General features: G+C 38.2%; 29 protein-coding genes. 18 read left to right on the top strand and 11 right to left on the bottom strand.

Features of this window, described 5'->3' with window-relative positions; translation table 11 throughout:
• Positions 1 to 104: 104 nt before the first annotated feature.
• From MKZ14_RS05775 to MKZ14_RS05810, 8 genes are all read left to right on the top strand, one after another.
• Positions 105 to 326, top strand: a complete 222-nt coding sequence (locus MKZ14_RS05775; protein WP_333006154.1) for a prepilin-type N-terminal cleavage/methylation domain-containing protein — start codon at positions 105 to 107, stop codon at positions 324 to 326.
• Positions 289 to 582, top strand: coding sequence for a hypothetical protein (locus tag MKZ14_RS05780; protein WP_238542680.1), 294 nt, complete (start codon positions 289 to 291; stop codon positions 580 to 582). The genes MKZ14_RS05775 and MKZ14_RS05780 overlap by 38 nt, the downstream gene beginning before the upstream one ends.
• Positions 583 to 638: 56 nt before the next feature.
• Positions 639 to 1,085 (top strand): prepilin-type N-terminal cleavage/methylation domain-containing protein, encoded by a 447-nt coding sequence (locus MKZ14_RS05785; RefSeq protein WP_333006153.1) that lies wholly within the window; start codon positions 639 to 641, stop codon positions 1,083 to 1,085.
• Positions 1,086 to 1,197: 112 nt separating this feature from the next.
• Positions 1,198 to 2,172 (top strand): pilus assembly protein PilM, encoded by a 975-nt coding sequence (gene pilM, locus MKZ14_RS05790; RefSeq protein ID WP_016991996.1) that lies wholly within the window; start codon positions 1,198 to 1,200, stop codon positions 2,170 to 2,172.
• Positions 2,172 to 2,765 carry a hypothetical protein gene (locus tag MKZ14_RS05795; RefSeq protein WP_258859482.1) on the top strand — a complete coding sequence of 198 codons (594 nt, stop codon included), beginning with the start codon at positions 2,172 to 2,174 and terminating at the stop codon, positions 2,763 to 2,765. The genes pilM and MKZ14_RS05795 overlap by 1 nt, the downstream gene beginning before the upstream one ends.
• A complete protein-coding gene (locus MKZ14_RS05800; RefSeq protein ID WP_333006152.1) occupies positions 2,762 to 3,454 on the top strand; it encodes a hypothetical protein in 693 nt (230 codons plus the stop codon). The genes MKZ14_RS05795 and MKZ14_RS05800 overlap by 4 nt, the downstream gene beginning before the upstream one ends.
• Positions 3,455 to 3,519: 65 nt before the next feature.
• Entirely contained in the window at positions 3,520 to 4,272 is a 753-nt protein-coding gene (locus tag MKZ14_RS05805; RefSeq protein WP_333006151.1) for a prepilin peptidase, read from the top strand.
• A gap of 33 nt (positions 4,273 to 4,305) precedes the next feature.
• Entirely contained in the window at positions 4,306 to 5,028 is a 723-nt protein-coding gene (locus tag MKZ14_RS05810; RefSeq protein ID WP_333006150.1) for a gamma-glutamyl-gamma-aminobutyrate hydrolase family protein, read from the top strand.
• Positions 5,029 to 5,133: 105 nt separating this feature from the next.
• Here the strand turns inward: MKZ14_RS05810 and lexA are convergent, their stop codons facing one another.
• The gene (gene lexA / locus MKZ14_RS05815) at positions 5,134 to 5,751 is read right to left on the bottom strand and encodes a transcriptional repressor LexA (RefSeq protein ID WP_004232118.1); all 618 of its coding nucleotides are present in this window, start codon (positions 5,749 to 5,751) and stop codon (positions 5,134 to 5,136) included.
• A gap of 166 nt (positions 5,752 to 5,917) precedes the next feature.
• Here lexA and MKZ14_RS05820 point away from each other — a divergent pair, with 166 nt between their 5' ends.
• Both MKZ14_RS05820 and MKZ14_RS05825 read left to right on the top strand, forming a co-directional pair.
• Complete coding sequence (locus MKZ14_RS05820; protein ID WP_016992001.1) at positions 5,918 to 6,232, top strand: LysM peptidoglycan-binding domain-containing protein; 315 nt, start codon at positions 5,918 to 5,920, stop codon at positions 6,230 to 6,232.
• Positions 6,229 to 6,894 (top strand): recombinase family protein, encoded by a 666-nt coding sequence (locus MKZ14_RS05825; protein WP_016992002.1) that lies wholly within the window; start codon positions 6,229 to 6,231, stop codon positions 6,892 to 6,894. Before MKZ14_RS05820 ends, MKZ14_RS05825 begins: the two co-directional genes overlap by 4 nt.
• Positions 6,895 to 6,922: 28 nt before the next feature.
• On the opposite strand, the gene def is transcribed toward MKZ14_RS05825, so the two are convergent.
• The 4 genes from def to MKZ14_RS05845 all read right to left on the bottom strand — a co-directional run bounded on the left by def (position 6,923) and on the right by MKZ14_RS05845 (position 9,030).
• Complete coding sequence (gene def, locus MKZ14_RS05830) at positions 6,923 to 7,498, bottom strand: peptide deformylase (protein WP_333006148.1); 576 nt, start codon at positions 7,496 to 7,498, stop codon at positions 6,923 to 6,925.
• Entirely contained in the window at positions 7,491 to 7,682 is a 192-nt protein-coding gene (locus MKZ14_RS05835; protein ID WP_333006188.1) for a helix-turn-helix transcriptional regulator, read from the bottom strand. The genes def and MKZ14_RS05835 overlap by 8 nt, the downstream gene beginning before the upstream one ends.
• Positions 7,683 to 7,961: 279 nt before the next feature.
• Positions 7,962 to 8,495: a DJ-1/PfpI family protein gene (locus tag MKZ14_RS05840; protein WP_016992950.1), complete on the bottom strand. Its 534-nt coding sequence runs from the start codon at positions 8,493 to 8,495 to the stop codon at positions 7,962 to 7,964.
• 1 nt (position 8,496) lies between these two features.
• On the bottom strand, positions 8,497 to 9,030 hold the full coding sequence (locus MKZ14_RS05845) for a GNAT family protein (protein WP_312124626.1): 534 nt from the start codon (positions 9,028 to 9,030) through the stop codon (positions 8,497 to 8,499).
• 187 nt (positions 9,031 to 9,217) lie between these two features.
• Here MKZ14_RS05845 and MKZ14_RS05850 point away from each other — a divergent pair, with 187 nt between their 5' ends.
• Together MKZ14_RS05850 and tkt are read left to right on the top strand one after the other, a co-directional pair.
• On the top strand, positions 9,218 to 9,451 hold the full coding sequence (locus MKZ14_RS05850; protein WP_004232132.1) for a DUF896 domain-containing protein: 234 nt from the start codon (positions 9,218 to 9,220) through the stop codon (positions 9,449 to 9,451).
• A gap of 126 nt (positions 9,452 to 9,577) precedes the next feature.
• The gene (gene tkt, locus MKZ14_RS05855; RefSeq protein WP_312124627.1) at positions 9,578 to 11,578 is read left to right on the top strand and encodes a transketolase; all 2,001 of its coding nucleotides are present in this window, start codon (positions 9,578 to 9,580) and stop codon (positions 11,576 to 11,578) included.
• A gap of 120 nt (positions 11,579 to 11,698) precedes the next feature.
• On the opposite strand, the gene MKZ14_RS05860 is transcribed toward tkt, so the two are convergent.
• Both MKZ14_RS05860 and MKZ14_RS05865 read right to left on the bottom strand, forming a co-directional pair.
• Entirely contained in the window at positions 11,699 to 12,466 is a 768-nt protein-coding gene (locus tag MKZ14_RS05860) for a GolD/DthD family dehydrogenase (RefSeq protein WP_259419263.1), read from the bottom strand.
• Positions 12,467 to 12,483: 17 nt separating this feature from the next.
• Positions 12,484 to 13,263 carry a DeoR/GlpR family DNA-binding transcription regulator gene (locus MKZ14_RS05865; protein ID WP_259419262.1) on the bottom strand — a complete coding sequence of 260 codons (780 nt, stop codon included), beginning with the start codon at positions 13,261 to 13,263 and terminating at the stop codon, positions 12,484 to 12,486.
• A 688-nt stretch (positions 13,264 to 13,951) separates the two neighbouring features.
• Between MKZ14_RS05865 and MKZ14_RS05870 the strand changes: the two genes are divergently transcribed.
• From MKZ14_RS05870 to glpX, 6 genes are all read left to right on the top strand, one after another.
• Positions 13,952 to 15,073 (top strand): alcohol dehydrogenase catalytic domain-containing protein, encoded by a 1,122-nt coding sequence (locus MKZ14_RS05870; protein ID WP_259419261.1) that lies wholly within the window; start codon positions 13,952 to 13,954, stop codon positions 15,071 to 15,073.
• Between the two features lie 30 nt (positions 15,074 to 15,103).
• Positions 15,104 to 16,375 carry an MFS transporter gene (locus tag MKZ14_RS05875; protein ID WP_259419260.1) on the top strand — a complete coding sequence of 424 codons (1,272 nt, stop codon included), beginning with the start codon at positions 15,104 to 15,106 and terminating at the stop codon, positions 16,373 to 16,375.
• Positions 16,376 to 16,543: 168 nt separating this feature from the next.
• Positions 16,544 to 17,014 (top strand): RpiB/LacA/LacB family sugar-phosphate isomerase, encoded by a 471-nt coding sequence (locus tag MKZ14_RS05880; protein WP_259419259.1) that lies wholly within the window; start codon positions 16,544 to 16,546, stop codon positions 17,012 to 17,014.
• Positions 17,014 to 18,015 carry a dihydroxyacetone kinase subunit DhaK gene (locus tag MKZ14_RS05885; RefSeq protein ID WP_312124628.1) on the top strand — a complete coding sequence of 334 codons (1,002 nt, stop codon included), beginning with the start codon at positions 17,014 to 17,016 and terminating at the stop codon, positions 18,013 to 18,015. The genes MKZ14_RS05880 and MKZ14_RS05885 overlap by 1 nt, the downstream gene beginning before the upstream one ends.
• 12 nt (positions 18,016 to 18,027) lie before the next feature.
• Entirely contained in the window at positions 18,028 to 18,678 is a 651-nt protein-coding gene (gene dhaL, locus MKZ14_RS05890) for a dihydroxyacetone kinase subunit DhaL (RefSeq protein ID WP_312124629.1), read from the top strand.
• Positions 18,679 to 18,774: 96 nt separating this feature from the next.
• On the top strand, positions 18,775 to 19,740 hold the full coding sequence (glpX, locus tag MKZ14_RS05895; RefSeq protein WP_312124630.1) for a class II fructose-bisphosphatase: 966 nt from the start codon (positions 18,775 to 18,777) through the stop codon (positions 19,738 to 19,740).
• A 236-nt stretch (positions 19,741 to 19,976) separates the two neighbouring features.
• Here the strand turns inward: glpX and MKZ14_RS05900 are convergent, their stop codons facing one another.
• The 4 genes from MKZ14_RS05900 to liaF all read right to left on the bottom strand — a co-directional run bounded on the left by MKZ14_RS05900 (position 19,977) and on the right by liaF (position 23,129).
• On the bottom strand, positions 19,977 to 20,318 hold the full coding sequence (locus MKZ14_RS05900; RefSeq protein WP_259419255.1) for a hypothetical protein: 342 nt from the start codon (positions 20,316 to 20,318) through the stop codon (positions 19,977 to 19,979).
• 483 nt (positions 20,319 to 20,801) lie between these two features.
• Positions 20,802 to 21,434: a response regulator transcription factor gene (locus MKZ14_RS05905; RefSeq protein WP_054550596.1), complete on the bottom strand. Its 633-nt coding sequence runs from the start codon at positions 21,432 to 21,434 to the stop codon at positions 20,802 to 20,804.
• A complete protein-coding gene (locus MKZ14_RS05910; protein ID WP_036080185.1) occupies positions 21,409 to 22,449 on the bottom strand; it encodes a sensor histidine kinase in 1,041 nt (346 codons plus the stop codon). The genes MKZ14_RS05905 and MKZ14_RS05910 overlap by 26 nt, the downstream gene beginning before the upstream one ends.
• Positions 22,446 to 23,129, bottom strand: coding sequence for a cell wall-active antibiotics response protein LiaF (liaF, locus tag MKZ14_RS05915; RefSeq protein WP_258859475.1), 684 nt, complete (start codon positions 23,127 to 23,129; stop codon positions 22,446 to 22,448). Before liaF ends, MKZ14_RS05910 begins: the two co-directional genes overlap by 4 nt.
• Between the last annotated feature and the right edge of the window lie 9 nt (positions 23,130 to 23,138).

Below are 23,138 nucleotides of genomic sequence, written 5' to 3' on the forward strand. Positions count from 1 at the left end.
TGCCCTTTTGTTCCGCTTAATGGAAAATATCTACTTAGATTTGCTAACAAAAGGAAGCGGTAAGTAGATTTCTTCATGTTTAAGTATTAAAGGAGAGACTGGACATGGAAATTAGGGGAAAGAACGAAAAGGGCTTGACATTAGTCGAGTTATTGGCAGTCATTGCTATTCTAGCTATTGTTGCTGCCATCGCAATTCCTGCTATAAGTAATGTCATTGATAATTCACGTTATAAGGCATTAAAGGCAGATGCCATCAATGTCATTCATGCTGGGGCAGTTCTATTTTATGGAGCATCCAACCGCCGATCAATGGCAGATCGTTGAAGTGGGAAAATTAGTATCTGATGGTTATTTAGACAGTGCAGGCAAAATATTAGAGGCAGATAAAGAAGGTCAGAATGCCAATGTCCAATTTATCGAGGGCACCTACTATTTCAATGCACATGCGATTTATTACAGCAATGGCAAATATATTAATTTTGATAATGCCACCTTACAGCATATAGCGGACGATATCCGAAAGGGCAGCACAGGAACGAGTGGCAAATGTATTGGGCGAGATTGTGCAGCTTCGCCATAATGTTCAGAAGCGCGTGTACACACACTTCATATAAAACTACTAAGGAGGATTTCATTATGTTAAAAAAATGGAAAAATAAAAAACTATTGAAAAATGAGAAAGGTTTAACATTAGTTGAACTATTAGCTGTAATTGTTATTCTAGCAATTATCGCAGCAATCGCTGTACCTGCAATTGGTAATATTATTAATAAGTCGAAGGACCGTGCAATTTTAGCGGAAGCTTCTAATATTCTAGCAGGTGCAAAAATCGCTTATATAGATGGTGCTTGTGTGGATAATACATGTAGTAATACTGAGTTAAAACCTTTTGTGGATGGCATAGAGCTAAAGTCTGGTGATCAAGTAGAATATAATGAAACAAGTAAAGTATGGACAATCACCTACTCAAGATTAGGAAATATAAAATTATCTGAATATAAAACAAATCTTAATGGAAATGCTATAACTGAAACTAATTTAAATACTAACTTGACAAAGGCGGGCGTTACTACAACGCAATAATCAGTCCTCCCAACCCACTCAGAAGCGCAAGAAAATTTGCGTTTCTGGCTGGGAAATGGATGACTAATTGAAAAAATCATTTATACTGAATAGGATAAGGAGGTCTTTTCACATGTTTAAGAGAAAAAGAAAGTCGCATGTTTCGATTGAACTGAAGGATTATGTGCTGCGTGCGATTGTGGCGAAAGGACCAGAGCCTAATCAGTGGCAGGGCTATGAATACCCTTTAGCAGCTGGAATCGTTGAAAATGGAACAATCGTCGATGAGGTAGCTCTTTTTGAGGTGATTAAAGAGCAAGTAATGAAATGGACAGGGAAAAAACAGGCTGTCCGTATGTTTGTCCCTGATACGACGGTTCTATTAAAAAACTTTGAGCACCCTAAAGATGTCAAGCCTCAGGAATTACGAGGATATGCTGAAATGGAATTGGGACATTCCATTCATTTACCATTTCAAGACCCTTTAATTGATGTTTATGATGCTGATGCCGAGGATGGCAAGGCTATCTTATTTGCTGCGCCTTCTGAAGAGATAACGAAAATGGTAGGGATGCTGCTAGATGTTTCATTAGAACCGGAAGCTGCCGATATTCGTGCGCTTTGCAATATACGCTTATTAGAGCATATGTCATTATTAGTGCCTAATAAAACGTATTTGATTGCGGAATGGTCGATTAATGAGCTCTCTATCAGTATTTTTTCCAATGGCCAAGTGGAGTTTTTGCGCTATCAATCCATTGAAGTAGATATGACGCAATGGCAGGGAAAGAAAGAGAATGAGTTTAACTATCAATTTATCTATAATGGCGAAGCAGAGAATTATCAAATGGTCGTAATGGATCAGGTTCTAGAGATTGATCGGATGATGAATTTCTTTAAGTTTTCTTTACATAAAGGTGAAAAAGCAGTGGATGAAATTATCATGCTTGGCGATAACCCACTATTGAAATCAATTGGAAACTTACTTGCTTCTAATTTAGAACCACCGCTAAGAGTTGTCGATGGGAAAAAGATTGAGAAATCATTTCCTCGCTTTAAACGAGAATTTTCAACGTTGCTTGGCTTAGCTTTGAAGGAGGTTCATTAATGGTTCCAGATATAAACCTCTTACCACAACTTGAAAAAAGAACAACCTCCCCCAAGCTTTTTTACAGCTTGGTGATTGTCATTGTGGGACTTATTGTAGCTTATTTACTTTTTTTATTTTTTACATCCAAAAGTGAATTGTCACGATTGACTGCAGAGGAACAGGCATTAACTACACAGCTTGATCAATTGCAGCAAGAGCTAGATGCACGACAAAGTGTCGATCAGGGTTCATTGGAAGAGTCTGTGACATTTATTCAAGGTGTTTCTTATCCTGTAACACCGTTGATTGATGAAACGAAAACTTTATTACCAACCCATTCCTATTTACGTAGCTACGTTTTCGGAGAGAATACGGTGAATATTGAAGTGGATTTTGAAACGATGACAGATATATCGAAATATGTGGAGCGGCTTTTAATGAGTAGCTATTTTACAGACGCTCAAATTAACACTGTCTCAAACTTTGATATAGAGCTAGGTGAACAAAGGGAGTTAACACCCCAACAAAAATTTAAAGAAGTACCGCGCTATTCAGTGTCCATTACAGCGACAATCGATTTTATGTATTTAGCTGGAGGACGACGCTCATGAATAAATTAACGAGTAGTAAAAATTCATCTATGATCTTGTTACTTGCGCTAATAGCTGCTATTTTATTTGCGCTGTATTATTATTTGCTTTCACCAAAATTGAATGAAGTGAATGAAAAAGAGAGTAATGTGTTGCAGGTGCAGCAAGAATTAGCTAGTGTCAAAGAACAACTAGCTCAATTAGACAAGGAGCAGGGACAGCCTACAATCAATATATTAGCCTTAAGACAAAAGCTACCTGCAACAAGAGCCGTTGAAAAGATTATTCTTGATTTAGCTGAGATTGAAGAGGTGACAGGAACTCGTATACTGTCTTTAACTGTTCAAGGTGAGGACGGCACTTTAACACCTTCAGATATATCGAATGACCTCAATATGTTGGAGCAGGCTGAAGCAGAGGTCAATGGTAATCAGGAGAACAAGGAGACAACTACACCGATTGCTTCTCTTTCGAAGGACTCTTTACCAGCAAATTTAAAGCTCATTACTTTTATATTAGAGGTGGGTGCGCTTGATTTTAATTCTCTTGAAAGCTTTTTACAGGAGATTGAACAATTAGAGCGTGTCATGAAAACCGATAAGATTGAATTTAAATTGCCTGGAGAGCAGGAACAGCTAGAGAAAGATGCTGATCTTACGTTAAAGGCAACAGTGCAAGTGACGACGTTCTATTACGAAGAACAACAATAAACTTTTTTGATAGGCGCCCCATACATCATTAGTATGGGCGCCTATTGGTTTAGGAGGACATGAAATTGGAAATGGCTTATACGATCTTTATTTTTTTATTTGGACTTGTCTTTGGCTCTTTTTATAATGTAGTTGGCTTACGTGTACCACAGAAGGAATCGATTGTACATCCTCCTTCACATTGTCCGACATGCCAGAGACGACTAACGGTGCTTGATTTAGTACCCGTTTTGTCCTATGTATTTTTAGGAGGAAAATGTCGGAGTTGTGGCAATAAAATTTCTTGGGTTTACCCATTCATAGAATTAATGACAGGTGTATTATTTGCCTTTGCTTATTGGCAGCTAGGCTGGGGCATAGAATTGATAGTAGCGTTCTTTTTTATCTCCTTATTAGTTATTATCGTTGTGTCAGACTTGGCCTATATGCTAATTCCTGATAAGGTATTAATATTCTTTTTACCTTTGCTAGCTATTGGACGAGTTCTGTCACCATTAACACCTTGGTGGGACTCTCTTGTGGGTGCTGTCGTCGGTTTTGGCATATTATATATCATTGCTGTGCTATCTAATGGTGGCATGGGTGGAGGCGATATTAAATTATTCTTTTTAATTGGTCTCGTTCTGGGTACGATTGATACACTATTAACGCTTTTTTTAGCTGCAGTGATTGGTATGATTGTCGGGATTACCGTGTTATCGAAGAACAAACAAGGGAGAAAAACACCCATTCCATTTGGGCCATCTATTGCATTGGCCGCAGTCATTGTTTATTTCTATGGCGATCTATTAATCAATTGGTATTTAGGCTTTTGGTAATTGTTCAATCTTCAAGAATGTGGAGGGAAGCAAGTGAAACCGATTATTGGTATTACAGCCTTTGTGGAGGATGATTTATCCTCTCGATTAAATGCTGCTTACAGCAAAAGTATTATTGATGCTGGTGGAATTCCACTGATTATTCCAATTGGAGTAGAAGAAGAGGCAGCCCAGATTTTAGCCCTTACAGATGGTTTATTATTATCCGGGGGTCATGACGTGCACCCATTTCTGTTCGGGGCTGAGCCTTCATTAAAGCTTGGAAAAATTCATCCCGCGCGAGATACAGTGGAGTTAGCAATAATTGAAGCCGCATTCCAACGAAAGATGCCTATTTTCGGGATTTGTCGAGGGATTCAAATACTAAATGTTGCATTAGGTGGTACCTTATATCAGGATATTGATAGTGATCATTTTAGCACTAAATTACTCCAGCATATGCAGCAATCAGGTAGAGCTGTAGCTACCCACACTGTACAGATTATTGCTGATAATTTATTAGCGACTATCGTTGAACAAGAGAAGATAGCAGTGAATTCATTTCATCATCAAGCGGTGAATGTATTAGCAGAAAAATTAAAAGTAGCGGCAAAATCAAATGACGGTATTATCGAAGCTGTAGTTCATGAGGAAATGCCATTTTGCTTGGCTGTTCAGTGGCATCCTGAGGAACTAGCCATAGCAGGAGATGAGAGTGCTCAAAAGCTATTTTCAGCCTTTGTTGAAGCTAGCATAAAATTTAAGAAGGAAGCTTAGAGGGCATTGTACAAAGAATCCAATCGTCTGTGGATTCTTTTTTTGCGTAAAAAAGAGGATACATGCTCTTAGAAGGAACATAATCCTCAAAACCTGTTTTAATAGTTAATGTACCCGTCTGTAAAGACCTACAACTTGTCCTAAAATAGAAACTTGATCGACAATAATAGGTTCCATAGAAGAATTTTCAGGCTGTAAACGGAAATGATTTTTCTCTTTAAAGAAGCGTTTTACAGTTGCTTCATCCTCAGCTGTCATAGCTACAACAATATCCCCGTTATTAGCTGTTGCCTTTTGTTTTACAATGACTAAATCTCCATCTAAAATTCCGGCTTCAATCATTGATTCTCCCATAATTTCTAGCATGAACAATTGATCTTCACTTGTGCCGTACGTATCGGGTAATGGGAAGTATTCTTCAATGTTTTCAATTGCTGTAATTGGAGAACCAGCTGTAACCTTCCCGACAAGTGGGACATGGATCACCTGTTGCTTTTGGATGGATTCTTCAGGCTCTAAAATTTCAATTGCGCGTGGCTTTGTTGGATCTCGACGAATAAAGCCTTTTTGTTCTAATCGAGCTAAATGTCCATGAACAGTTGAACTGGAAGCAAGTCCAACTGCTTCACCAATTTCACGTACTGATGGCGGATATCCCTTAGCTCGTACCTCTTCTTTAATGAAAGCTAAAATGTCCTCTTGTCTTTTCGAAACTTTTTTCATGAGTGCTCACCTCTTTTTTCTAAAATCAATCTTCTTATTTGATAGTATAACAGAATGCGAACATGTATGCAAACATAGGTTCGAAAAGTGTTTGACAAAAACGTTTGTTCGCTTTATTATGAGAACATACATTCCGAACAAACATTCTTAAAAAGGGGTAATGATTATGACATGGTTTAAGAAAAACACACATATCTCAATTTTATTAGGAGCTTGCCTACTATTTGCAGCATACCTTTACATTACTGATCCAGGAAAAGTTAGTTACGCAGAAATCCAAATCGAACATGGGGATAGCTTGTGGTCGTTAGCGGAGCAATATCGTGGTAAAATGAGTACTGATGATTGGATAAAGCTTGTAAAAACGGAAAATGAACTAGCAGATATTAAAATTGTAGCGGGAAAATCTCTAGTAATTCCTGTAGTGAGTGATCAAGCCAGTCCCATCAATACTATCGAAATTGCGAGAAATGAACAATGATAAATAATCAACTGTCGGCTGTTGTCTATTGTCGCGTAAGTACTGAAAAAGAAACACAAAGCTCCTCATTAGAGCGTCAACAGGAAGAGTTGCTGCGCTATGCTAAGGAGCAAGGCTATGCGGTGAAGGGCGTGTTTAAAGATCAGCATAGTGGTTATGATGTAGAACGTGCAGGCTTACTAGAAATGCTTGATTTCATAAAAGATAAAAACATTAATGCCCTTTTTGTACAAGATGAAACTCGTTTAGGACGAGGCAATGCAAGAATGGCTGTATTGCATTTATTACAAAAATCAGCAACGGATGTTTTTTCTATGCGTGATGCTGGCCCAGTTCAATTAAATGAAATGGACACGATGCTGCTAGAAATTTTAGCGATTGTAGAGGAATATCAGCGTAGAATTCATAATGCTAAAATACGACGAGGTATGCGACGTGCTGTAGAAAACGGCTATCGTCCTGAAAATAATTTATCGAACCGAGGTAATCCGCAGGGGCAGGAGCGTAAAGATCTACCTGTAGATGAAATTGTAAAGCTACGCAAACGTGGATTTACCTTTGAAGAAATTTCTATAACGCTTAGAGGGTTAGGCTTTGAGGTAAGTAAGGCGACTGTCCATCGTCGTTTCCAAGAGCACCAAGAAAGATTAGCAGGAAAATAATATTCCTGCTAATTTTTTTTGTAAAAAACTACTGAGGGGAAGAAAAGCTCTCGATAATAACATTTTTAGGCAGTTGGAAAGGGTGCTCTTTATTTATTCGGTCATAAAACATGATGCCATTTAAATGGTCGATTTCATGTTGTACAACGATGGCCCCATAGCCCTGTAACTGTACAATGATTTCATGTCCATCAATGTCGTAAGCTTTGACTTTAATCCTCTCATATCTCGGCACAAAACCAGGAACAGGTCGATTTACAGATAGACAGCCTTCTCCCTCCGGTAGATAAATCATATTGATGGAATGACTCATTATTTTAGGGTTAATCAGCATCATTTCTTGGTCATCAAAGAGTACAGCAAACATTCGTTTATCTACACCAATTTGATTAGCAGAGAGTCCACTTCCAGGGCGAAGCTTATATTTTTTTGCTAGAGTTGGATTTTGGCTATTTTTCAGATATTGTAGCATGGCTAGGAGGGTATTTCGGTCCTCATTGGTCACAGGTATCGCCACTTCTTGAGTCCGTTTTCTTAAAATTGCCGAGTGTTCTTTCACGAAATCCTTCATTGTAATCATATAATCTGGGTGAAATTTAGTCATAGATAAACACCTCATCAACACGGCTATTGAGAACCTTAGTAATCTTAAAAGCTAATTCAAGGGTCGGATCATATTTATCATTTTCAATACTATTAATGGTCTGCCTCACAACCCCACATTCTTTTGCAAGTGCAGCTTGTGTTATACCTAATTTTTTTCTCAAATTTTTGATAATGTTCTTCAGAATTATCCCTCCATTTTGTCTAAAGTATTAGATATATATCATAAGATAAGAATTAAAAAATGTCCAACTAATTGGACATTTTTTGGTGTGAAAAACAAAACAGTCAATTGAAGGGGAGAAATGGATTTCCGTTGCAGGCTGCTTGCTTTCTTGTAGCACACTGACGGAACGGAAATCACCCTACAGCCTTGTTAAAAGTTCTCATTCTACTAATGACATCATCTTTTTCAACAACATGAAATGCCCGATTAATTGGACATTTGGGTTTTAAATCATCACTTAATACCAATTTTCATCAAATTTTAGCTTTAACGCATGACCAAAACAAATACCGAAAGGAATAAAGCCTCTTCCTTTTGCTGTAATGATATTGCCATCTTGTACCACTAGTTCATCTGAATAGTTATGAAGCTCAAAGCACCCTAGCTGCTTCATGCCATCTAAAGGTAGCCCTACTGTATATTTTTTGTTTTGTAAGACACCTGCTTTTGCCAATAGGTAAGGGGAGCTAGAAATACTTGCAAGCAATCCTCCTTTTGCAGATAGATGACGAATGAAATCTAGTAAGCTCTCTTCAAGTTGTAATGTTGAAATATCCATACAGCCTGGTAATAGTAGACTATCAATATCGTCAAGCTCTACTTCATTCACGGGTAAATCAGCTATGCAATTTAAACCAGATTCTCCTCTGATAGGTTCGGTATTCGATCCTAGTGTGACGATGGGTTTCCCTCCTTGCATTAATATGGACAAAGCAACACTCAATTCATATTCACTAAATTGTGGGTATAATAACACCGCAGTTTTCTTCATTTCATACACCTCTTACCTTTAGATTTTTCCATTCTTCCTCTAAAATAGCGTAATAGTATTCATCCCACCAAGTCTCTCCATGAGGAATGCATTTTTTGAAAAATCCTTCTTGGCGCATTCCGATTTTTTCCATGACTCGGTAAGAAGCGATATTTTCTGGCTGGCATGTGGCAATAATTCGATGAAGTTTCATTTTATTAAAGCCATAGTCTAATAGGGCCTGAGCAGCTTCAGAAGCATAGCCATGTTTATGATAGGCAGGATTCATAACCCATCCAATTTCATACGTATGGTCGCCAAAGTATTTGTGGAAAACAAGATGACCAATGACTCGCTGTTGTTCACGTAAAACAATGGCGAAATGTTTTGCATGCTCGTTGCTATTCTCTGTTATGAAATTTTGAACCTGATCTTCATTTAACACACCATCTGGCATATAGTGCATGACTGTTTTGTCGGACATATAGCTATAAACAGCCTGCCAATCTTGGGCTTCAAATGTTCGAATAAGTAGTCTAGGTGTTGTGATCTTCATGATAGTTCCTCCTATTAGCTATCAAATTTTTCCTTTTATTATTAGTTATACACCTCTAACATCTGGAAGTCATGTAAATAATGGCTAAGAAGTGTTTTTAAGGGTTGGTATAACTGCATTTTAAGGGAAACCGTGCTATACTTTGCATACTGAGGTCATTAAGCTAGGTACTGAAAGGTGTGTAACGATGTTATCAAAGGAAAAAATTAACCGAATTAATGAATTATCTGCTAAAGCAAAAAGCGGACAATTAACAGAGGAAGAAGCAAAGGAGCGAACAGCGCTTCGCAAGGAGTATTTAGATACGTTTAGAGCAACGATGCGAGATACGATTGAAAACGTTAAAGTGGTCGATGCAGAAGGCAATGATGTAACTCCTGAGAAGGTAAAACAAGCGCAAAAAAATAAATTTCTAAATTAATGTGACACAATTCAATAAAGTATGTATGAAAACGCAAATAGTATAACAAAAGCATTGTTTTCTAAAGCAATGTTGACTAAACTGTAAAAGAACAATATATAGGACGAGAAAGGATGTCACAATATAATGACTCAACACGCGGATCTTTTAGCAATTAATGCTATCCGAACTTTGTCAATCGATGCTATTGAAAAAGCAAATTCTGGTCACCCAGGTTTACCAATGGGAGCAGCGCCAATGGCTTATACGCTATGGACAAAACAATTACGCCATAATCCAGCAAATCCAAAATGGTTTAACCGTGATCGTTTTGTACTATCAGCAGGTCATGGTTCAATGCTTTTATACAGCTTACTTCACCTTGGAGGCTATGGTTTACCAATGGAAGAAATTCAAAACTTCCGCCAATGGGATTCATTAACACCAGGACATCCTGAATATGGTCATACAGTAGGGGTAGAGGCAACAACTGGTCCTCTTGGACAAGGAATCGCTATGACTGTTGGTATGGCAATGGCTGAGCGTCATTTAGCTGCTACTTACAATAAACCAGGTCATGATATCGTTGACCACTACACATTTGCGTTATGTGGCGATGGTGACTTAATGGAAGGCGTAGCAGCAGAGGCGATTTCATTAGCTGGTCACTTAAAACTTGAAAAATTAATCGTGCTTTACGATTCTAATGATATTTCTTTAGATGGTGACTTAGAAAAGTCATTTTCAGAAAACGTTCAAAAACGCTTTGAATCTTATGGTTGGAATTATTTAAAAGTGGCAGATGGTACGGATGTAGATGCTATTAATGCAGCCATTGAAGAAGCCAAAAAATCTACTGGCAAGCCAACATTAATTGAAGTAAAAACAGTGATTGGTTTTGGTTCTCCAAATAAATCTGGTAAAGCAGATTCTCACGGTGCACCACTTGGTACAGATGAAGTTGTCTTAACGAAGGCTGCCTATGAGTGGGCACATGAACCATTCCAAATTCCTGCAGAAGTTTACGATACATTTAATGCGGCTGCTGAAGTGCAAGGCGCACAACCAGAGGAAGCTTGGAATGCAAAATTTGCTGCATACAAAGAAGAATTCCCAGCGTTAGCAGCTCAATTCGAGAAAGCGATGAATGGTGAATTACCAGAAGACTTTGCTTCTGAGTTACCAGTATATGAAGCAGGTAAATCTGTAGCAACTCGTTCTTCTTCAGGCGATGCAATTAATGCTATTGCGAAGAAAACACCTTCATTCTTTGGGGGTTCAGCTGACCTTGCTGGCTCCAATAAAACAACGATGAAGGGTGCAGGAGATTTCTCAGCAGACGACTATGCTGGACGTAACATCTGGTTCGGTGTTCGTGAATTTGCAATGGGTGCTGCTATGAACGGAATGGCTCTTCACGGTGGTTTAAATGTATTCGGTGGTACATTCTTCGTATTCTCTGATTACGTTCGTCCAGCAATTCGTCTATCTGCATTAATGGGTCTTCCTGTAACATATGTATTCACACATGATTCGATTGCAGTAGGGGAAGATGGTCCAACACATGAACCAATCGAACACCTTGCATCATTACGTGCAATGCCAAACCTATCTGTTATTCGTCCTGCGGATGCAAATGAATCAGCAGTTGCATGGGAGCTTGCAGTAGCAGCAGAAAAAACACCAACTGTTCTTGTATTATCTCGTCAAAACTTACCTGTTCTTGACGCTTCTATTGAAACAGTACGTGAGGGCGTAGCAAAGGGTGCTTACACAGTGTCTCCAGCTACAAAAGAAGTGGCAGATGCTATTTTAATTGCAACAGGCTCTGAGGTTTCGCTTGCTGTCGAAGCACAAAAAGCATTAAAAGCAGACGGTATAGATGTAGCAGTTGTTTCTATGCCATCTATGGATCGCTTCGAAAAACAAGACGCAGCTTACAAAGAATCTGTTCTACCAAAAGCTGTTACAAAACGTCTTGCAATTGAAATGGGGGCATCATTCGGCTGGCATAAATATACTGGCTTTGAAGGCGATGTTCTAGCAATTGATAAGTTCGGTGCATCTGCTCCAGGTGAATTAGTAATGGAAAAATACGGCTTCACTGTTGAAAACGTAGTAGCAAAAGTGAAAGCACTAAACAAATAATCTTAAGAAGACAAGCAAAAACATCTTCATTATAAAGTAAAAAGGCAGTGGGAAGCTCGATATATTCGAGCTTCCCACTGCCTCATTTAAATTAACGATAGAGGTATTTTTTATGCAATTTTATTTAATGGTATTTCCACCATCAATCACAATATTTTCACCTGTGATTAAATTGGAAGCATCACATGCAAGGAAAAGAGCAATGGCTGCAACTTCCTCTGGATAGCCGAAGCGTCCAAGTGGAATTTCTTTCATAGCTTGTTCGCCCACTTCACCAGCCCAAGCTTTTTTTCCAAGCTCTGTTAAAATAACGGTTGGTGAAATTGCATTGACGTTAATATCAAATTGTGCCCACTCCAATGCAAGAGAACGTGTAATACCAAGCACAGCCGCTTTACTTGCACAATAGGCAACATGATTATCCAGTGCAATAATGGCTGCTTGAGAGGCTAAGTTAATAATTTTGCCTCCAGTGCCTTGTTCGATGAAAATATTGCCAACCTTCTGTGCCATTTTAAATGTACCTGTTACATTAATATCCATGGTTTTTTGCCAATAGTCATCAGAAATATTTTCAGCATCATCGAGTAGAGCAATGCCTGCACAGTTTACCAAAATATCAATTTTTCCATAATGAGTATGGGCTTGTTTGATGGCATCATCCATACTTGCATTATCTGTTACATTACATAGAACACCAATTGCTCGCTCCTGGTGCAACTCCTTTGCAATAGCTGCTACATCTTCTTTTAAATCAAAAAGTGCAACAGATGCCCCTTTTTCAATAAATAGCTGAGCGATAGCATAGCCAATCCCGTTTGCACCGCCTGTAATTACTGCCACTTTATTTTCAATGCCGAAATTTGTATCAAAACCTTTGAACTTCAAGTGAATCCCACCTTTTGTTATTTTTTTGCCACAATCAGTTCAACATTATACGTTTGGAAAAGGTCGAAATAGTCTTCAGAAACTGGTTCATCTGTAATGAATGTATCAATATCTGCAATGGAGGCAAAGGCTGCAATAGAACTACGGTTTATTTTTGTATGATCGAGCAAGGCTGTCACTTTTTTAGCTGCTTGAACCATGCGCTTTTTCAGTTCAACTTCATAAACACTAAAATCCGTAAATCCTGCATCTTTACTAAAACCATTGGCAGATGTAAATAAGCGATCTACATGAATCTTATCTAAAATCTCTGCGCCAAGTGTTCCCTCTAATGAATTTGAACCTTGCTTCACGATTCCACCGATTAAAATAACAGTAATATTAGGAGAATCACTTAATTCCATTGCCACTTTTAAGCCACTTGTCACAACTGTTAGACGATGATTAAAGTCCTTTAAACAGTGGGCTAGTTCCAAAGCAGTTGAACTGGCATCAAGCATGATAGATTGATTATCTGAAATCGTTTGCAAAGCTGCACGTGCAATCGCATTTTTTTCAGTTTTATTTTTGAGCTGACGCGTAGAAAAGCTTGTTTCATGTTCATCTGTATCGACTAAAATAGCACCACCATGCGTTCGGCGTAACAGATTTTGTTGTTCAAGCTTTGTTAAATCAGTGCGTAAAGTAGCTTCCGACACATTTAAAGAAGTAGCCAATTCCTTAATCGTAATACTATTCTGTTGAACTAATTTATCCAAAATTATTTTTTGACGTTCCTGTGCAAACATTTTTTTCATCACATCACCTATAAATTTTCTATAATATTATTTTTTGCTTTTCACCATAAAGTGGGGTTGACTGCCACCCTGCTAGCATACTTTGTAAGTGCTGCTTCTTTTACATAGAGTAAAGTTTCCTTTGAACTCAGGTGTGTTGATTAGCCTTTATTTTACAGATGATACGAAAACCTTGTCCATTTCCGTTGTGGGAGACGCTTTCCGCTGAAGTCGTACCCTCCACGCCACTGAACAAGTAAAGGCTCTAAAAGAAAGTGTTTGCTTGCAACACACGCTAAGCACATCAGGTTGTTCTATGACATTATATCTATGCGATAGTAGCAACGCCTTTGTGACCAGGATCTTATCTTTTAATTACTATTTGAAAAAATATCAACCATATCTTTTAGTGATGAGCATATTGTTATTGTTTTTCGTTATTTTCACTATCATATCATACCTAGATAGTGTAAAAACAATAGGATTTAGAAAATTACAATTACAAGCAATATGATAATTAAGAAAGTCAGAAAAAATATTGCTTTTACATAGTAGCGTAAAAATAAATGAAATGAAAGTAAAAAATAGATAACGAAATTAAATAAAAATAAAAATTGAAATTCGAAAGTTTGGGTGGTACGATAAAAACAGAAAAACAAAAACAATCTGAAAAATGAAAACGCTTTTTTATAATGGGAGGATGAAATACATGTGTTCAAATCAAGTAGTAGACAAAGTGACAAAATCTATTGACAATATCCCAACAAAAATGAAAGCAGTTGTTGCCTATGAACCTGGTGATTATCGTTTAGAGGAAGTAGCTGTTCCAAAGATTGGGGAAGGTGAAATTTTAATAAAGGTAGAAGCATGTGGCATTTGTGCAGGTGATGTAAAAGCATTTGACGGTGCGCCAAGCTTTTGGGGCGATGAAGATCAGCCCGCATACATTAAAGCACCAATGATTCCTGGTCATGAGTTTATCGGTCATATTGTAGCAATTGGTGAAAATGTAGATGGTGATTTTGAACTCGGTGATCGTGTAATTTCAGAACAAATAGTTCCTTGTGAGAAATGTCGCTTTTGTAAGCGTGGTCAATATTGGATGTGTCAAAAGCATGATCTATATGGTTTCCAAAACAATGTTAATGGTGGTATGGCTGAGTATATGAAATTTACAAAGGAGGGCATTAATTACCATGTTCCAAATGAGTTACCAATTGAAAAAGCCATTCTTATTGAGCCATATGCCTGTTCATATCATGCTGTTCAACGTGCACAAATTGAATTAGAAGATGTTGTTGTATTAGCAGGTGCTGGAACATTAGGGCTTGGCATGATTGGTGCGATAAAAAAATCAGGTCCAGGAAAATTAATTGTTCTTGATTTATTTGAGGATCGTTTAGCATTAGCAAAACAATTTGGTGCAGATATAGTACTAAATCCTGCGAAAGATGATGTTTATGGCATTATTGATGAATTAACCGATGGCTATGGTTGTGATGTATATATTGAAGCAACAGGTGCACAAAAATCTGTCGAGCAGGGTTTAAAATTAATTCGTAAATTAGGGCGTTTCGTTGAATTTAGTGTGTTTAAAGACCCAGTAACAGTGGATTGGTCTATTATTTCAGACCGTAAAGAGTTGGATGTATTAGGTTCACATTTAGGGCCGTACTGCTATGAGCCTGTTATCAAAGGAATTATGAATGGAGATTTACCAACAGAGGGCGTTGTTACACATATGCTACCTCTTGAAGAGTTTGAAAAAGGGTTTGAGCTAGTGAAAAATGGACGGGAATCATTAAAAGTAGTACTAAACCCAAATTTATAGGCCGATAAACGCTAGACAAGGGGGGATATTATGCAATCAAATTTACAGGCGACATCAGTTGGTAAGCTAGGAATGGATAAAAAAATGTTTATGGGTTATTTAGGCGTCCTGATATTTATGATTGGGGATGGTTTAGAACAAGGTTGGCTTTCAACCTATTTAACCCAAAATGGAATGACTGTACAGGAGGTCGCTACATTACTTAGTTTTTATGGTATTGCTGTAGCTATAGCCTCTTGGCTTTCAGGTGTGTTAGCAGAAATTTATGGTCCTAGAAAAATGATGATTATAGGATTGAGTTTATTTGTTTTAGGAACGTTGATTTTCTTATTAATAGGTATTACAACGATGAATTTATCTATTATGCTTCCTACATATGCATTACGTGGGCTAGGCTATCCATTATTTGCGTATTCATTTTTAGTATGGATTACGTACTATGCTCCAATTGAGCGATTAGGAACAGCAGTTGGTTGGTTCTGGGTATCATTTGCAGGTGGTCTAAATATGCTAGGGGCCTATTATTCAAGTTTTGCACTACCATTTTTAGGCGAGATGATGACGCTTTGGAGTGCATTGATTTTTACAGCAATCGGTGCAGTTTTTGGTATTATCCTTTGCAAACCTGAAGTACAAAAAACAAATTTAACAATTAAAGAAGCAATGAAGCAAATGACAAAAGGCATCACGATTGCATTTGAAAAGCCACGTGTAGGTCTTGGTGGCATTGTTCGTGCTATTAATACATCTGGTGCATATGGATTAGTAGTCTTTTTGCCTGCCTATATGATTGATGCTGGATTTACGATGTCACAATGGCTACAAATTTATGGGGCTCTATGGGCAAGCAATGTTATTTTCAATTTAATTTGGGGTGCAGTGGCCGATAAAATTGGCTGGCAGCGTACTGTTATGTGGATCGGTGGTTTAGGTTGTGCAGTGTTTATGGCAGGTCTTTATTATGTGCCGTATTTCCTTGGTGCTAACTATCTGATGACAATTATTGTGGCTATGTGCTTCGGCTCCTGTTTAGCGGCGTATGTCCCACTTTCTGCATTAGTGCCATCATTAGCACCAGAAAACCGTGGAGCAGCAATGTCTATTCTTAACTTGGGTGCTGGATTAAGCACATTTCTCGGTCCAGCAGTTGCAGGTGCTTTAATCGGTGGTTTTGGTGCTGTTGGTGTTATTTGGGCATATGTTACTATGCATATTATAAGTGCTGGGTTGATGATATTTGTTCGTCTGCCAAAAGGCTCTAAACAAACCGATATACCGAAAGAGGTAGTAACAGGACATTGATAAAAAGGATATTCGAAAAGAATATCCTTTTTATATAATCGAAAACGAAAATAAACGAAAATTAACGAAAATAAAAATTGACAAACGAAAATCGGTGTGTGAGAATAATATTATATTTATCAGAAAATACCAAATATATATAGATGACAAGTAGGAGGAAATTGTATAATGAAAATTGGTTTAGGTTCAGACCATAATGCACATCATTTGAAACAAGTTTTGCAACAATATATTACCGAAGAATTAGGTCATGAAGTGATTGATTATGGTTCAAAAGACAATTGTACAGAAATTGATTACCCAGGTGTTGCGTTCACAGTAGGCACAGCTATTATGAACAATCAATTAGATCGAGGCATTTTAGTGTGTGGTACAGGGCTAGGTATGGCGATTGCGGCATGTAAAGTACCAGGGATTCGTGCAGCAACAACACATGATGTTTATTCAGCGGAACGAGCTTGTAAAAGTAACGACGCACAAATTATTACTTTAGGTGAAAAAGTAATTGGCATAGAAGCAGCAAAAAAAGTAGTAGAAATCTATTTGAATTCGGCTTTTCCAGGTGGTAATTCCGCGCGTAAAGTACAACAAATTATGAACCAAGAACAAAGTTATATTGATGGGGGTGTACATAGATAATGAAAAAATTAATGAATGATCCTGCAAATGTTGTGGATGAAATGATTGAAGGCTATGTAAAAGCCTTTCCAAATTATGTACAGCAATTAGCAGAAAATAAACGTGCTTTAGTTGCTGTTCGTGAAGAAAGCCAAAAAGTGGGTGTTTTAATTGGTGGTGGCTCAGGTCATGAGCCTGCTTTTATGGGTTATGTAGGATATGGGATGGCAGATGGTGTAGCTGTAGGGAATATTTTTGCTTCTCCTTCCCCAGATCCAATTGTTGAGGTAACGAAAAAAATTAATAATGGACAAGGTGTTGTCTATATTTATGGAAATTATGCAGGTGATTTAATGAATTTCGGAATGGCAGCAGAGCTTGCCGATTTAGAGGAAGATATTACTGTAGAATGTGTCATTGTAACAGATGATGTTGCATCCGCACCAAAGGAAGAACAGCACAAACGTCGAGGTATTGCAGGTGAGTTTTTCGTGACGAAAGCTGCTGGGGCTGCCTCTGAAAAGGGCTATAGTTTAGAAGAGGTTGTGCGTGTTGCGAATAAAATGAACGATGTGACACGTACAATGGGTGTTGGTCTTTCACCGTGCTCACTACCACAAACAGGTCAGCCAAGCTTTGAATTAGAAGCGGATGAGATGGAAATTGGTTTAGGACATCATGGAGAACCAGGTATTGAAAAAGGTAAACTTCAAACGGCTGACGAGGTTGTAGATAGATTGGTAGATGCTATTTTAGAAGATATGCCAATTGAAAGCGGTAACAAAGTAGCTGTATTAGTAAATGGTTTAGGCTCAACGACGAATATGGAACTATATATTTTATTCCGTCGTGTTGAACAAATTTTAACAGCAAAAAATATTCACATTCATCGTTCATTTGTGGGAAATTATAGCACATCTTTAGAAATGGGTGGTGCATCTATATCCATTGCACAATTAGATGACGAGCTGATGGAAGTCATTGATTTTGCAGCAGATTGTCCAATGTATGTACAGCGATAGGGAGGAAGCGAGATGGAAGTCACGGTAACACAATTTAAACAGTTTTTATTGAAAATAGTGGATATGATTGAAGAACAAAAAGATTATTTATGTGAGCTTGACCGTAAATTAGGTGATGGTGATCATGGTGTCACAATGTCTATTGGCTGGCAAGCTGTTAAAGAACAACTAGAAGGGCCTTTAGCTGAGGAAGAGGACTGTGTCAAAGTAAGTTCAACTGCTGGTCGTACATTTTTAAGTGCGGTTGGTTCATCCGTTGGTCCATTATATGCAACAGGCTTTATGCGTGGGGCGAAAGCCATAAAAGGTAAAGATATGTTAAATGATGAAGCATGGAAAGATTTTTGGGTTGCCTTTGTAGATGGAGTACAGGAGCGTGGGCAAGCAGAGTTAGGCGATAAAACGATGATGGATGCACTTATTCCAGCGCGTGAAACATTAATTACTGAATTTAATAAGGATGGAGATTTTCCTGTAGCCTTTGAAAAAGCTGTTGCTGCTGCTAAAGAAGGTGCTGAATCAACGAAAGATTTATTGTCAAAACGAGGTCGTTCAAGCCGCTTAGGTGAACGTTCCATTGGCGTGCAAGATCCTGGTGCTACATCAGCAGCATTAATTATGGAGCAATTTTTATACATCGCACAAAATACGATGCGTGTATAACTAAAAATAGCACTCATCCGCTTTAAATGATGTTTTCGGACATGCCTTTTTTAGGGTGAGTGTTTTTTATTGCCTTTTTTGAAAGGAATGATGAAAATGACTGTACAAATTAAGCATTTTGCAAATGATTTTATGAAAGTAACACAGATGGCAGCGCTGAACGCCTATCCGTGGATTGGACGTGGCAATAAGATAGCGGCTGATGGTGCAGGAACAAATGCGATGCGAAATGAACTGAACCAATTACCATTGGATATTACAGTTGTCATTGGTGAAGGTGAAATGGATGAAGCACCGATGCTTTATATTGGAGAAAAGCTTGGAACAGGAGAAGCTTTGCATGTTGATATTGCAGTAGATCCAATTGAAGGCACTACATTAGTAGCAAAAGGTATGAATGATGCAATGGCAGTGATGGCTGTAGCACCACAAGGAACATTACTTCATGCACCTGATATGTATATGAAAAAAATGGCTTGCGGACCTCAAGCGAAAGGGGCGATTTGTTTAACGGATTCTTTAAAAGAAAATATGCATCGTGTAGCAAAGGCATTACATAAGCCTGTACGTGCATTAACGGTGATGATTCAAGATCGTCCACGTCATCAGCAATGGATTGAGGATGTATTAGAGGAAGGAGCTAAGGTCAAGCTTTTTGCAGAAGTCGATATTACAGGCGTTTTAGCAACATCATTAGAGCAATGTGACGTTGATTTGTTTATTGGTATTGGTGGTGCACCAGAAGGGGTTATTGCTGCAGCGGCACAAAAAGGATTTGGTGGTGACTTTTTAGGTCAATTGATGCCAGAGACAGAGGAGGAATATGCCCGCTGTGTCAAAATGGGTATCAAAGACCCTCATCAAATTTGGACATTGGATGAACTTGTTCAAACAGATGATTGTTTATTTACTGCAACAGGTGTCACGGATGGCTTTATTTTAAAGGGGGTTATGCAACAGCAAGCGATAATGCATTCATATAGTTTAGTTGTTGCCCCAAATCATAGACAGTTTGTTGAAGCAAAACATGAAGAAAATGAGGTTTTAGTAACGGCTAATTAGCAATCACTCTTCTATTGAAATCGTATATAAGGGTGTAGCGAAGGGGGAGCTTACATAGTATCTCCTGTTGAAAAGCATGGTGCAGTCCATAAAGAAGCTGTATAGTTAATCAATAAATTCGGCGCATCCGCACCAGGTGAATTAGTCATCGAGAAATATGGCTTTACAGTCGAAAACGTTGTAGCAAAAGTAAAAGCACTATAAGCTACATAAAAATACCGCAACACAGCGTGACTTTACATCACGCTGCTATGTTGCGGTATTTTTTTATTGTTTTTCTTGCTAGTTACCCATAAACTAAGACACTGCACTATCACGATACTAATAAAAAGATTAAAGCTTTTTGCACTACCACCAATCCCTAGCTCATCAGCAATAATGCCAGAAAACCAAAGAAGCTGTGCGGCTACAATACTAGTTAAAGTACCAAAAAGAGTACATACCCAAACAGGCACTTTTTTCAGCAAAACGATGATAAGCAGTACAATGGAGAACAGCAGCAATACAATAAAAACAGGGTCCAATAATGCAAAAGCATTATTTTTAATAAAGTGCTGATACGTAAAACGACTATCCATGAAAGCTCCCCTTTTATAAATACTAACGTACCAAACGATAAAAAGTTCTATCTAACAAAACGTACTATCAAGATTATTTTGACTTCTCATTTCATAGTATCAATTTTGCTAAATCTCATCGAATATATATAGGCATGGTTAAACTAGTATATGGTAAGAAGCCTAAAAAATTTTACGAGTATTGCGATCAAATTTATTGGTGGTGAGGAGAGTACGATTTAGTTGCTAGTCTGACCACTTGGGATCCGTCTTGTTCTCTATATAGTAAGTTTAGAAGTATTGAAGCGCAAAGACCTACTGCTTTAATCCCTTTTCATCTTGGGGGGAGTATAGGATAAGATAAATCAATGGGTGTCTGTTGCAAGGACGTTTTCTACGCAGGATCATCCATTTATTTTGGCTCATACTAAAATAAATGGATGATTAGTTGGTAAGATTTCTGTTGAAAGATCGCCATGTCCTCAAAGCGTAATGGGTAGATGGTTATTTCGCTAGCCCATTTTGGAATGCGTAGACGACGGCTTGTGTACGATCTTGAACTTCTAGCTTTGCTAAAATATTACTAACATGTGTTTTCACAGTTTTTAGGGCAATATATAGCTCATCAGCAATTTCCTGATTGGCTTTACCCTGGGCCATTAGCAATAATACTTCCATTTCACGTTCAGTCAATTGTTCGTATAGTGGTGTACTATTGCCGTGGCGCATGCGGTGCATCATTTTGGAAGTGACCTCTGGCTCTAATACCGTTTCGCCACCCATCGTTTTACGAATAGCATCTGCAATCTGTTTCGCATTAGATGTTTTTAAAATATAGCTTACCGCGCCAGCCTCTAAGGCAGGATATACTTTGTCATCATCTAAAAAGCTAGTCACCATCATGATTTTTGCCTCAGGCCATGCTGCTAATATTTCCACTGTTGCCTCTGCTCCTGTCATAACAGGCATCACATTATCCATTAAAATAATATCAGGCCTTAGCGATAGGGCACGTTCCACAGCCTCTTTACCGTTCTCAGCCTCACCTACAACCGTAATATCCGGCTGTGCTGAAAGATAGGCTGACACACCAATCCGTACCATTTCATGATCATCCACTATGAGCACTTGTATCATCGACATTGACCTCCTCCTTTTGTAAAGGAATTTTAACCTCTACAATTGTTCCTTCACCAGGCACTGATACAATTTTATAGGTGCAGCCAATTTCAACTGCTCGTTCAGCTATGTTTTGTAAACCGTATGATGTGGATTTATCTTCCTCCACATCAAAGCCTAAACCATTATCTTGAATTCGTAAAATAGCTAAGTCGTCTCGTGCCACAAGAAGTAATTCCACCTCACTTGCTTTGGCATGACGCAGTGTATTGGAGAGTGCCTCCTGTGCAATACGAAATAAATGATCTTCCTCTGCTTTAGTTAAGGCCATTTCTTCTAATTCATATTCTATATGGAAATAAACTTTTTGCTGAAGCTCAATAATCAATTCCTCTAAGCCTTGTGCCAATGTTTTATTGTGTAAAGCTACAGGTCGTAAGTGTAGCAGTAATGCACGCATTTCTAGCTGTGCCTGTTGAACGATTTTCTCCACCTGTTTTAAGCTAGTAGCATGTTCGTCATTTTCAGTTAATGCGGAGAGTAACATAGAGGCAGCAAATAGTTGCTGTGACACAGAATCATGTAGTTCTCTAGCTAGTCGTTGGCGTTCAGCAATAATACGCTCCTGTATAATTTTATCATTGGCCTCAGCACGCTCATTGGACAAACGCTGTAAACTTTTACGTTGCGTATCAATTAATTCACTTGTTTGGACAATTGCCTTTTTTAACGATTTCGGAAGCGCTTGTTTTTTAGGAAAAACAAAATCAGGCTCGATTAATTGTTTCACTATTCGTGTTGCCTGCGCTTCTCGCGCCCTTGCAGTCATACTGATCCAGCTGGCAAACAGGAAGCTAAGTATAAACAGGCTAACTATGATGATGCCACCTAGAGGGATATTATCGTAATTCTGCTGCCATAAGGGCTCCCATGTTTTTTCATCAGGATTGCCCCATAGTGCAACAAGAAGACCGAAAACAGCACTCATTAAAATAAAAAATAATGTAAATAATCTTGAGATAAAGGCAATCATTTTCGTAGCACCTCCAAATCTCCAAGCCAGGTTGCGACATGAATAATCAGTACACGTTTAGCATCCTCAGGGTTGCCGTCGGAGAAAGTAATACTTTCATTTAATATACGTTGCGGCCCTACATGTAAGCAGGAGAGCTCACCAAATAACGTCGTATACTGTAAACGGAATGGAATTTCATAAGGAATATAAATTTGAACTTTACCGATACCTTGTCGAATTGTAATAAGACTAGTGCCAGCTGGTAAAATCGTTTGCGTTGTATCGATGGTAATATCTCCTGCAAGGCGCTGAATTTGTACATCTTGCCATTTATATGCTTCTGTAGGCGCTGGCATTGTGCCAATTAGGTCATTTTTAATTGCAGGAAGCTTTTCAAAAAGCTCTGCACCAACTACTTTTGGCTCGTTTTCTCTTTGCAAGTATTGATAGAGCATATATAAGAGCATGATGACGATAAATAAACGTAAGCTCCACATCGTGAACAAAGCAATGGCAATAAAGAAAATTCCTGTCCATTTAAAAAATCGAACTTTTTTGGAAAAACTTAAATAAAGAAGTACAGCCCCAATCAATAAACAGAAGGCACCACCATTATTAAAAATAGTTAGCTCCACAAAGACGAGTAAAAAGAAGCAAAGTACCCAAAATGTGAGCTTATTTGTTGTGAAATTTTGCAAGAGGGTCAC

Origin of the sequence: Lysinibacillus sp. FSL P2-0066 (assembly GCF_037969495.1) — a bacterium.
Lineage (GTDB): Bacteria > Bacillota > Bacilli > Bacillales_A > Planococcaceae > Lysinibacillus > Lysinibacillus boronitolerans.

What these genes read in the sequence shown, in the direction of transcription:
- MKZ14_RS05840 (WP_016992950.1), bottom strand. Translation starts at nt 8,495, where the DNA reads ATGAAGAAAACTGCGGTGTTATTATACCCACAATTTAGTGAATATGAA.
- MKZ14_RS05880 (WP_259419259.1), top strand. Translation starts at nt 16,544, where the DNA reads ATGAAAATTGGTTTAGGTTCAGACCATAATGCACATCATTTGAAACAA.
- MKZ14_RS05795 (WP_258859482.1), top strand. Translation starts at nt 2,172, where the DNA reads ATGGTTCCAGATATAAACCTCTTACCACAACTTGAAAAAAGAACAACC.
- MKZ14_RS05875 (WP_259419260.1), top strand. Translation starts at nt 15,104, where the DNA reads ATGCAATCAAATTTACAGGCGACATCAGTTGGTAAGCTAGGAATGGAT.
- MKZ14_RS05800 (WP_333006152.1), top strand. Translation starts at nt 2,762, where the DNA reads ATGAATAAATTAACGAGTAGTAAAAATTCATCTATGATCTTGTTACTT.
- glpX (WP_312124630.1), top strand. Translation starts at nt 18,775, where the DNA reads ATGACTGTACAAATTAAGCATTTTGCAAATGATTTTATGAAAGTAACA.
- pilM (WP_016991996.1), top strand. Translation starts at nt 1,198, where the DNA reads ATGTTTAAGAGAAAAAGAAAGTCGCATGTTTCGATTGAACTGAAGGAT.
- MKZ14_RS05825 (WP_016992002.1), top strand. Translation starts at nt 6,229, where the DNA reads ATGATAAATAATCAACTGTCGGCTGTTGTCTATTGTCGCGTAAGTACT.
- MKZ14_RS05850 (WP_004232132.1), top strand. Translation starts at nt 9,218, where the DNA reads ATGTTATCAAAGGAAAAAATTAACCGAATTAATGAATTATCTGCTAAA.
- MKZ14_RS05845 (WP_312124626.1), bottom strand. Translation starts at nt 9,030, where the DNA reads ATGAAGATCACAACACCTAGACTACTTATTCGAACATTTGAAGCCCAA.
- MKZ14_RS05885 (WP_312124628.1), top strand. Translation starts at nt 17,014, where the DNA reads ATGAAAAAATTAATGAATGATCCTGCAAATGTTGTGGATGAAATGATT.
- MKZ14_RS05900 (WP_259419255.1), bottom strand. Translation starts at nt 20,318, where the DNA reads ATGGATAGTCGTTTTACGTATCAGCACTTTATTAAAAATAATGCTTTT.
- MKZ14_RS05780 (WP_238542680.1), top strand. Translation starts at nt 289, where the DNA reads ATGGAGCATCCAACCGCCGATCAATGGCAGATCGTTGAAGTGGGAAAA.
- def (WP_333006148.1), bottom strand. Translation starts at nt 7,498, where the DNA reads ATGACTAAATTTCACCCAGATTATATGATTACAATGAAGGATTTCGTG.
- tkt (WP_312124627.1), top strand. Translation starts at nt 9,578, where the DNA reads ATGACTCAACACGCGGATCTTTTAGCAATTAATGCTATCCGAACTTTG.
- MKZ14_RS05865 (WP_259419262.1), bottom strand. Translation starts at nt 13,263, where the DNA reads ATGAAAAAAATGTTTGCACAGGAACGTCAAAAAATAATTTTGGATAAA.
- lexA (WP_004232118.1), bottom strand. Translation starts at nt 5,751, where the DNA reads ATGAAAAAAGTTTCGAAAAGACAAGAGGACATTTTAGCTTTCATTAAA.
- MKZ14_RS05870 (WP_259419261.1), top strand. Translation starts at nt 13,952, where the DNA reads ATGTGTTCAAATCAAGTAGTAGACAAAGTGACAAAATCTATTGACAAT.
- dhaL (WP_312124629.1), top strand. Translation starts at nt 18,028, where the DNA reads ATGGAAGTCACGGTAACACAATTTAAACAGTTTTTATTGAAAATAGTG.
- MKZ14_RS05785 (WP_333006153.1), top strand. Translation starts at nt 639, where the DNA reads ATGTTAAAAAAATGGAAAAATAAAAAACTATTGAAAAATGAGAAAGGT.
- MKZ14_RS05910 (WP_036080185.1), bottom strand. Translation starts at nt 22,449, where the DNA reads ATGATTGCCTTTATCTCAAGATTATTTACATTATTTTTTATTTTAATG.
- MKZ14_RS05905 (WP_054550596.1), bottom strand. Translation starts at nt 21,434, where the DNA reads ATGATACAAGTGCTCATAGTGGATGATCATGAAATGGTACGGATTGGT.
- MKZ14_RS05820 (WP_016992001.1), top strand. Translation starts at nt 5,918, where the DNA reads ATGACATGGTTTAAGAAAAACACACATATCTCAATTTTATTAGGAGCT.
- MKZ14_RS05775 (WP_333006154.1), top strand. Translation starts at nt 105, where the DNA reads ATGGAAATTAGGGGAAAGAACGAAAAGGGCTTGACATTAGTCGAGTTA.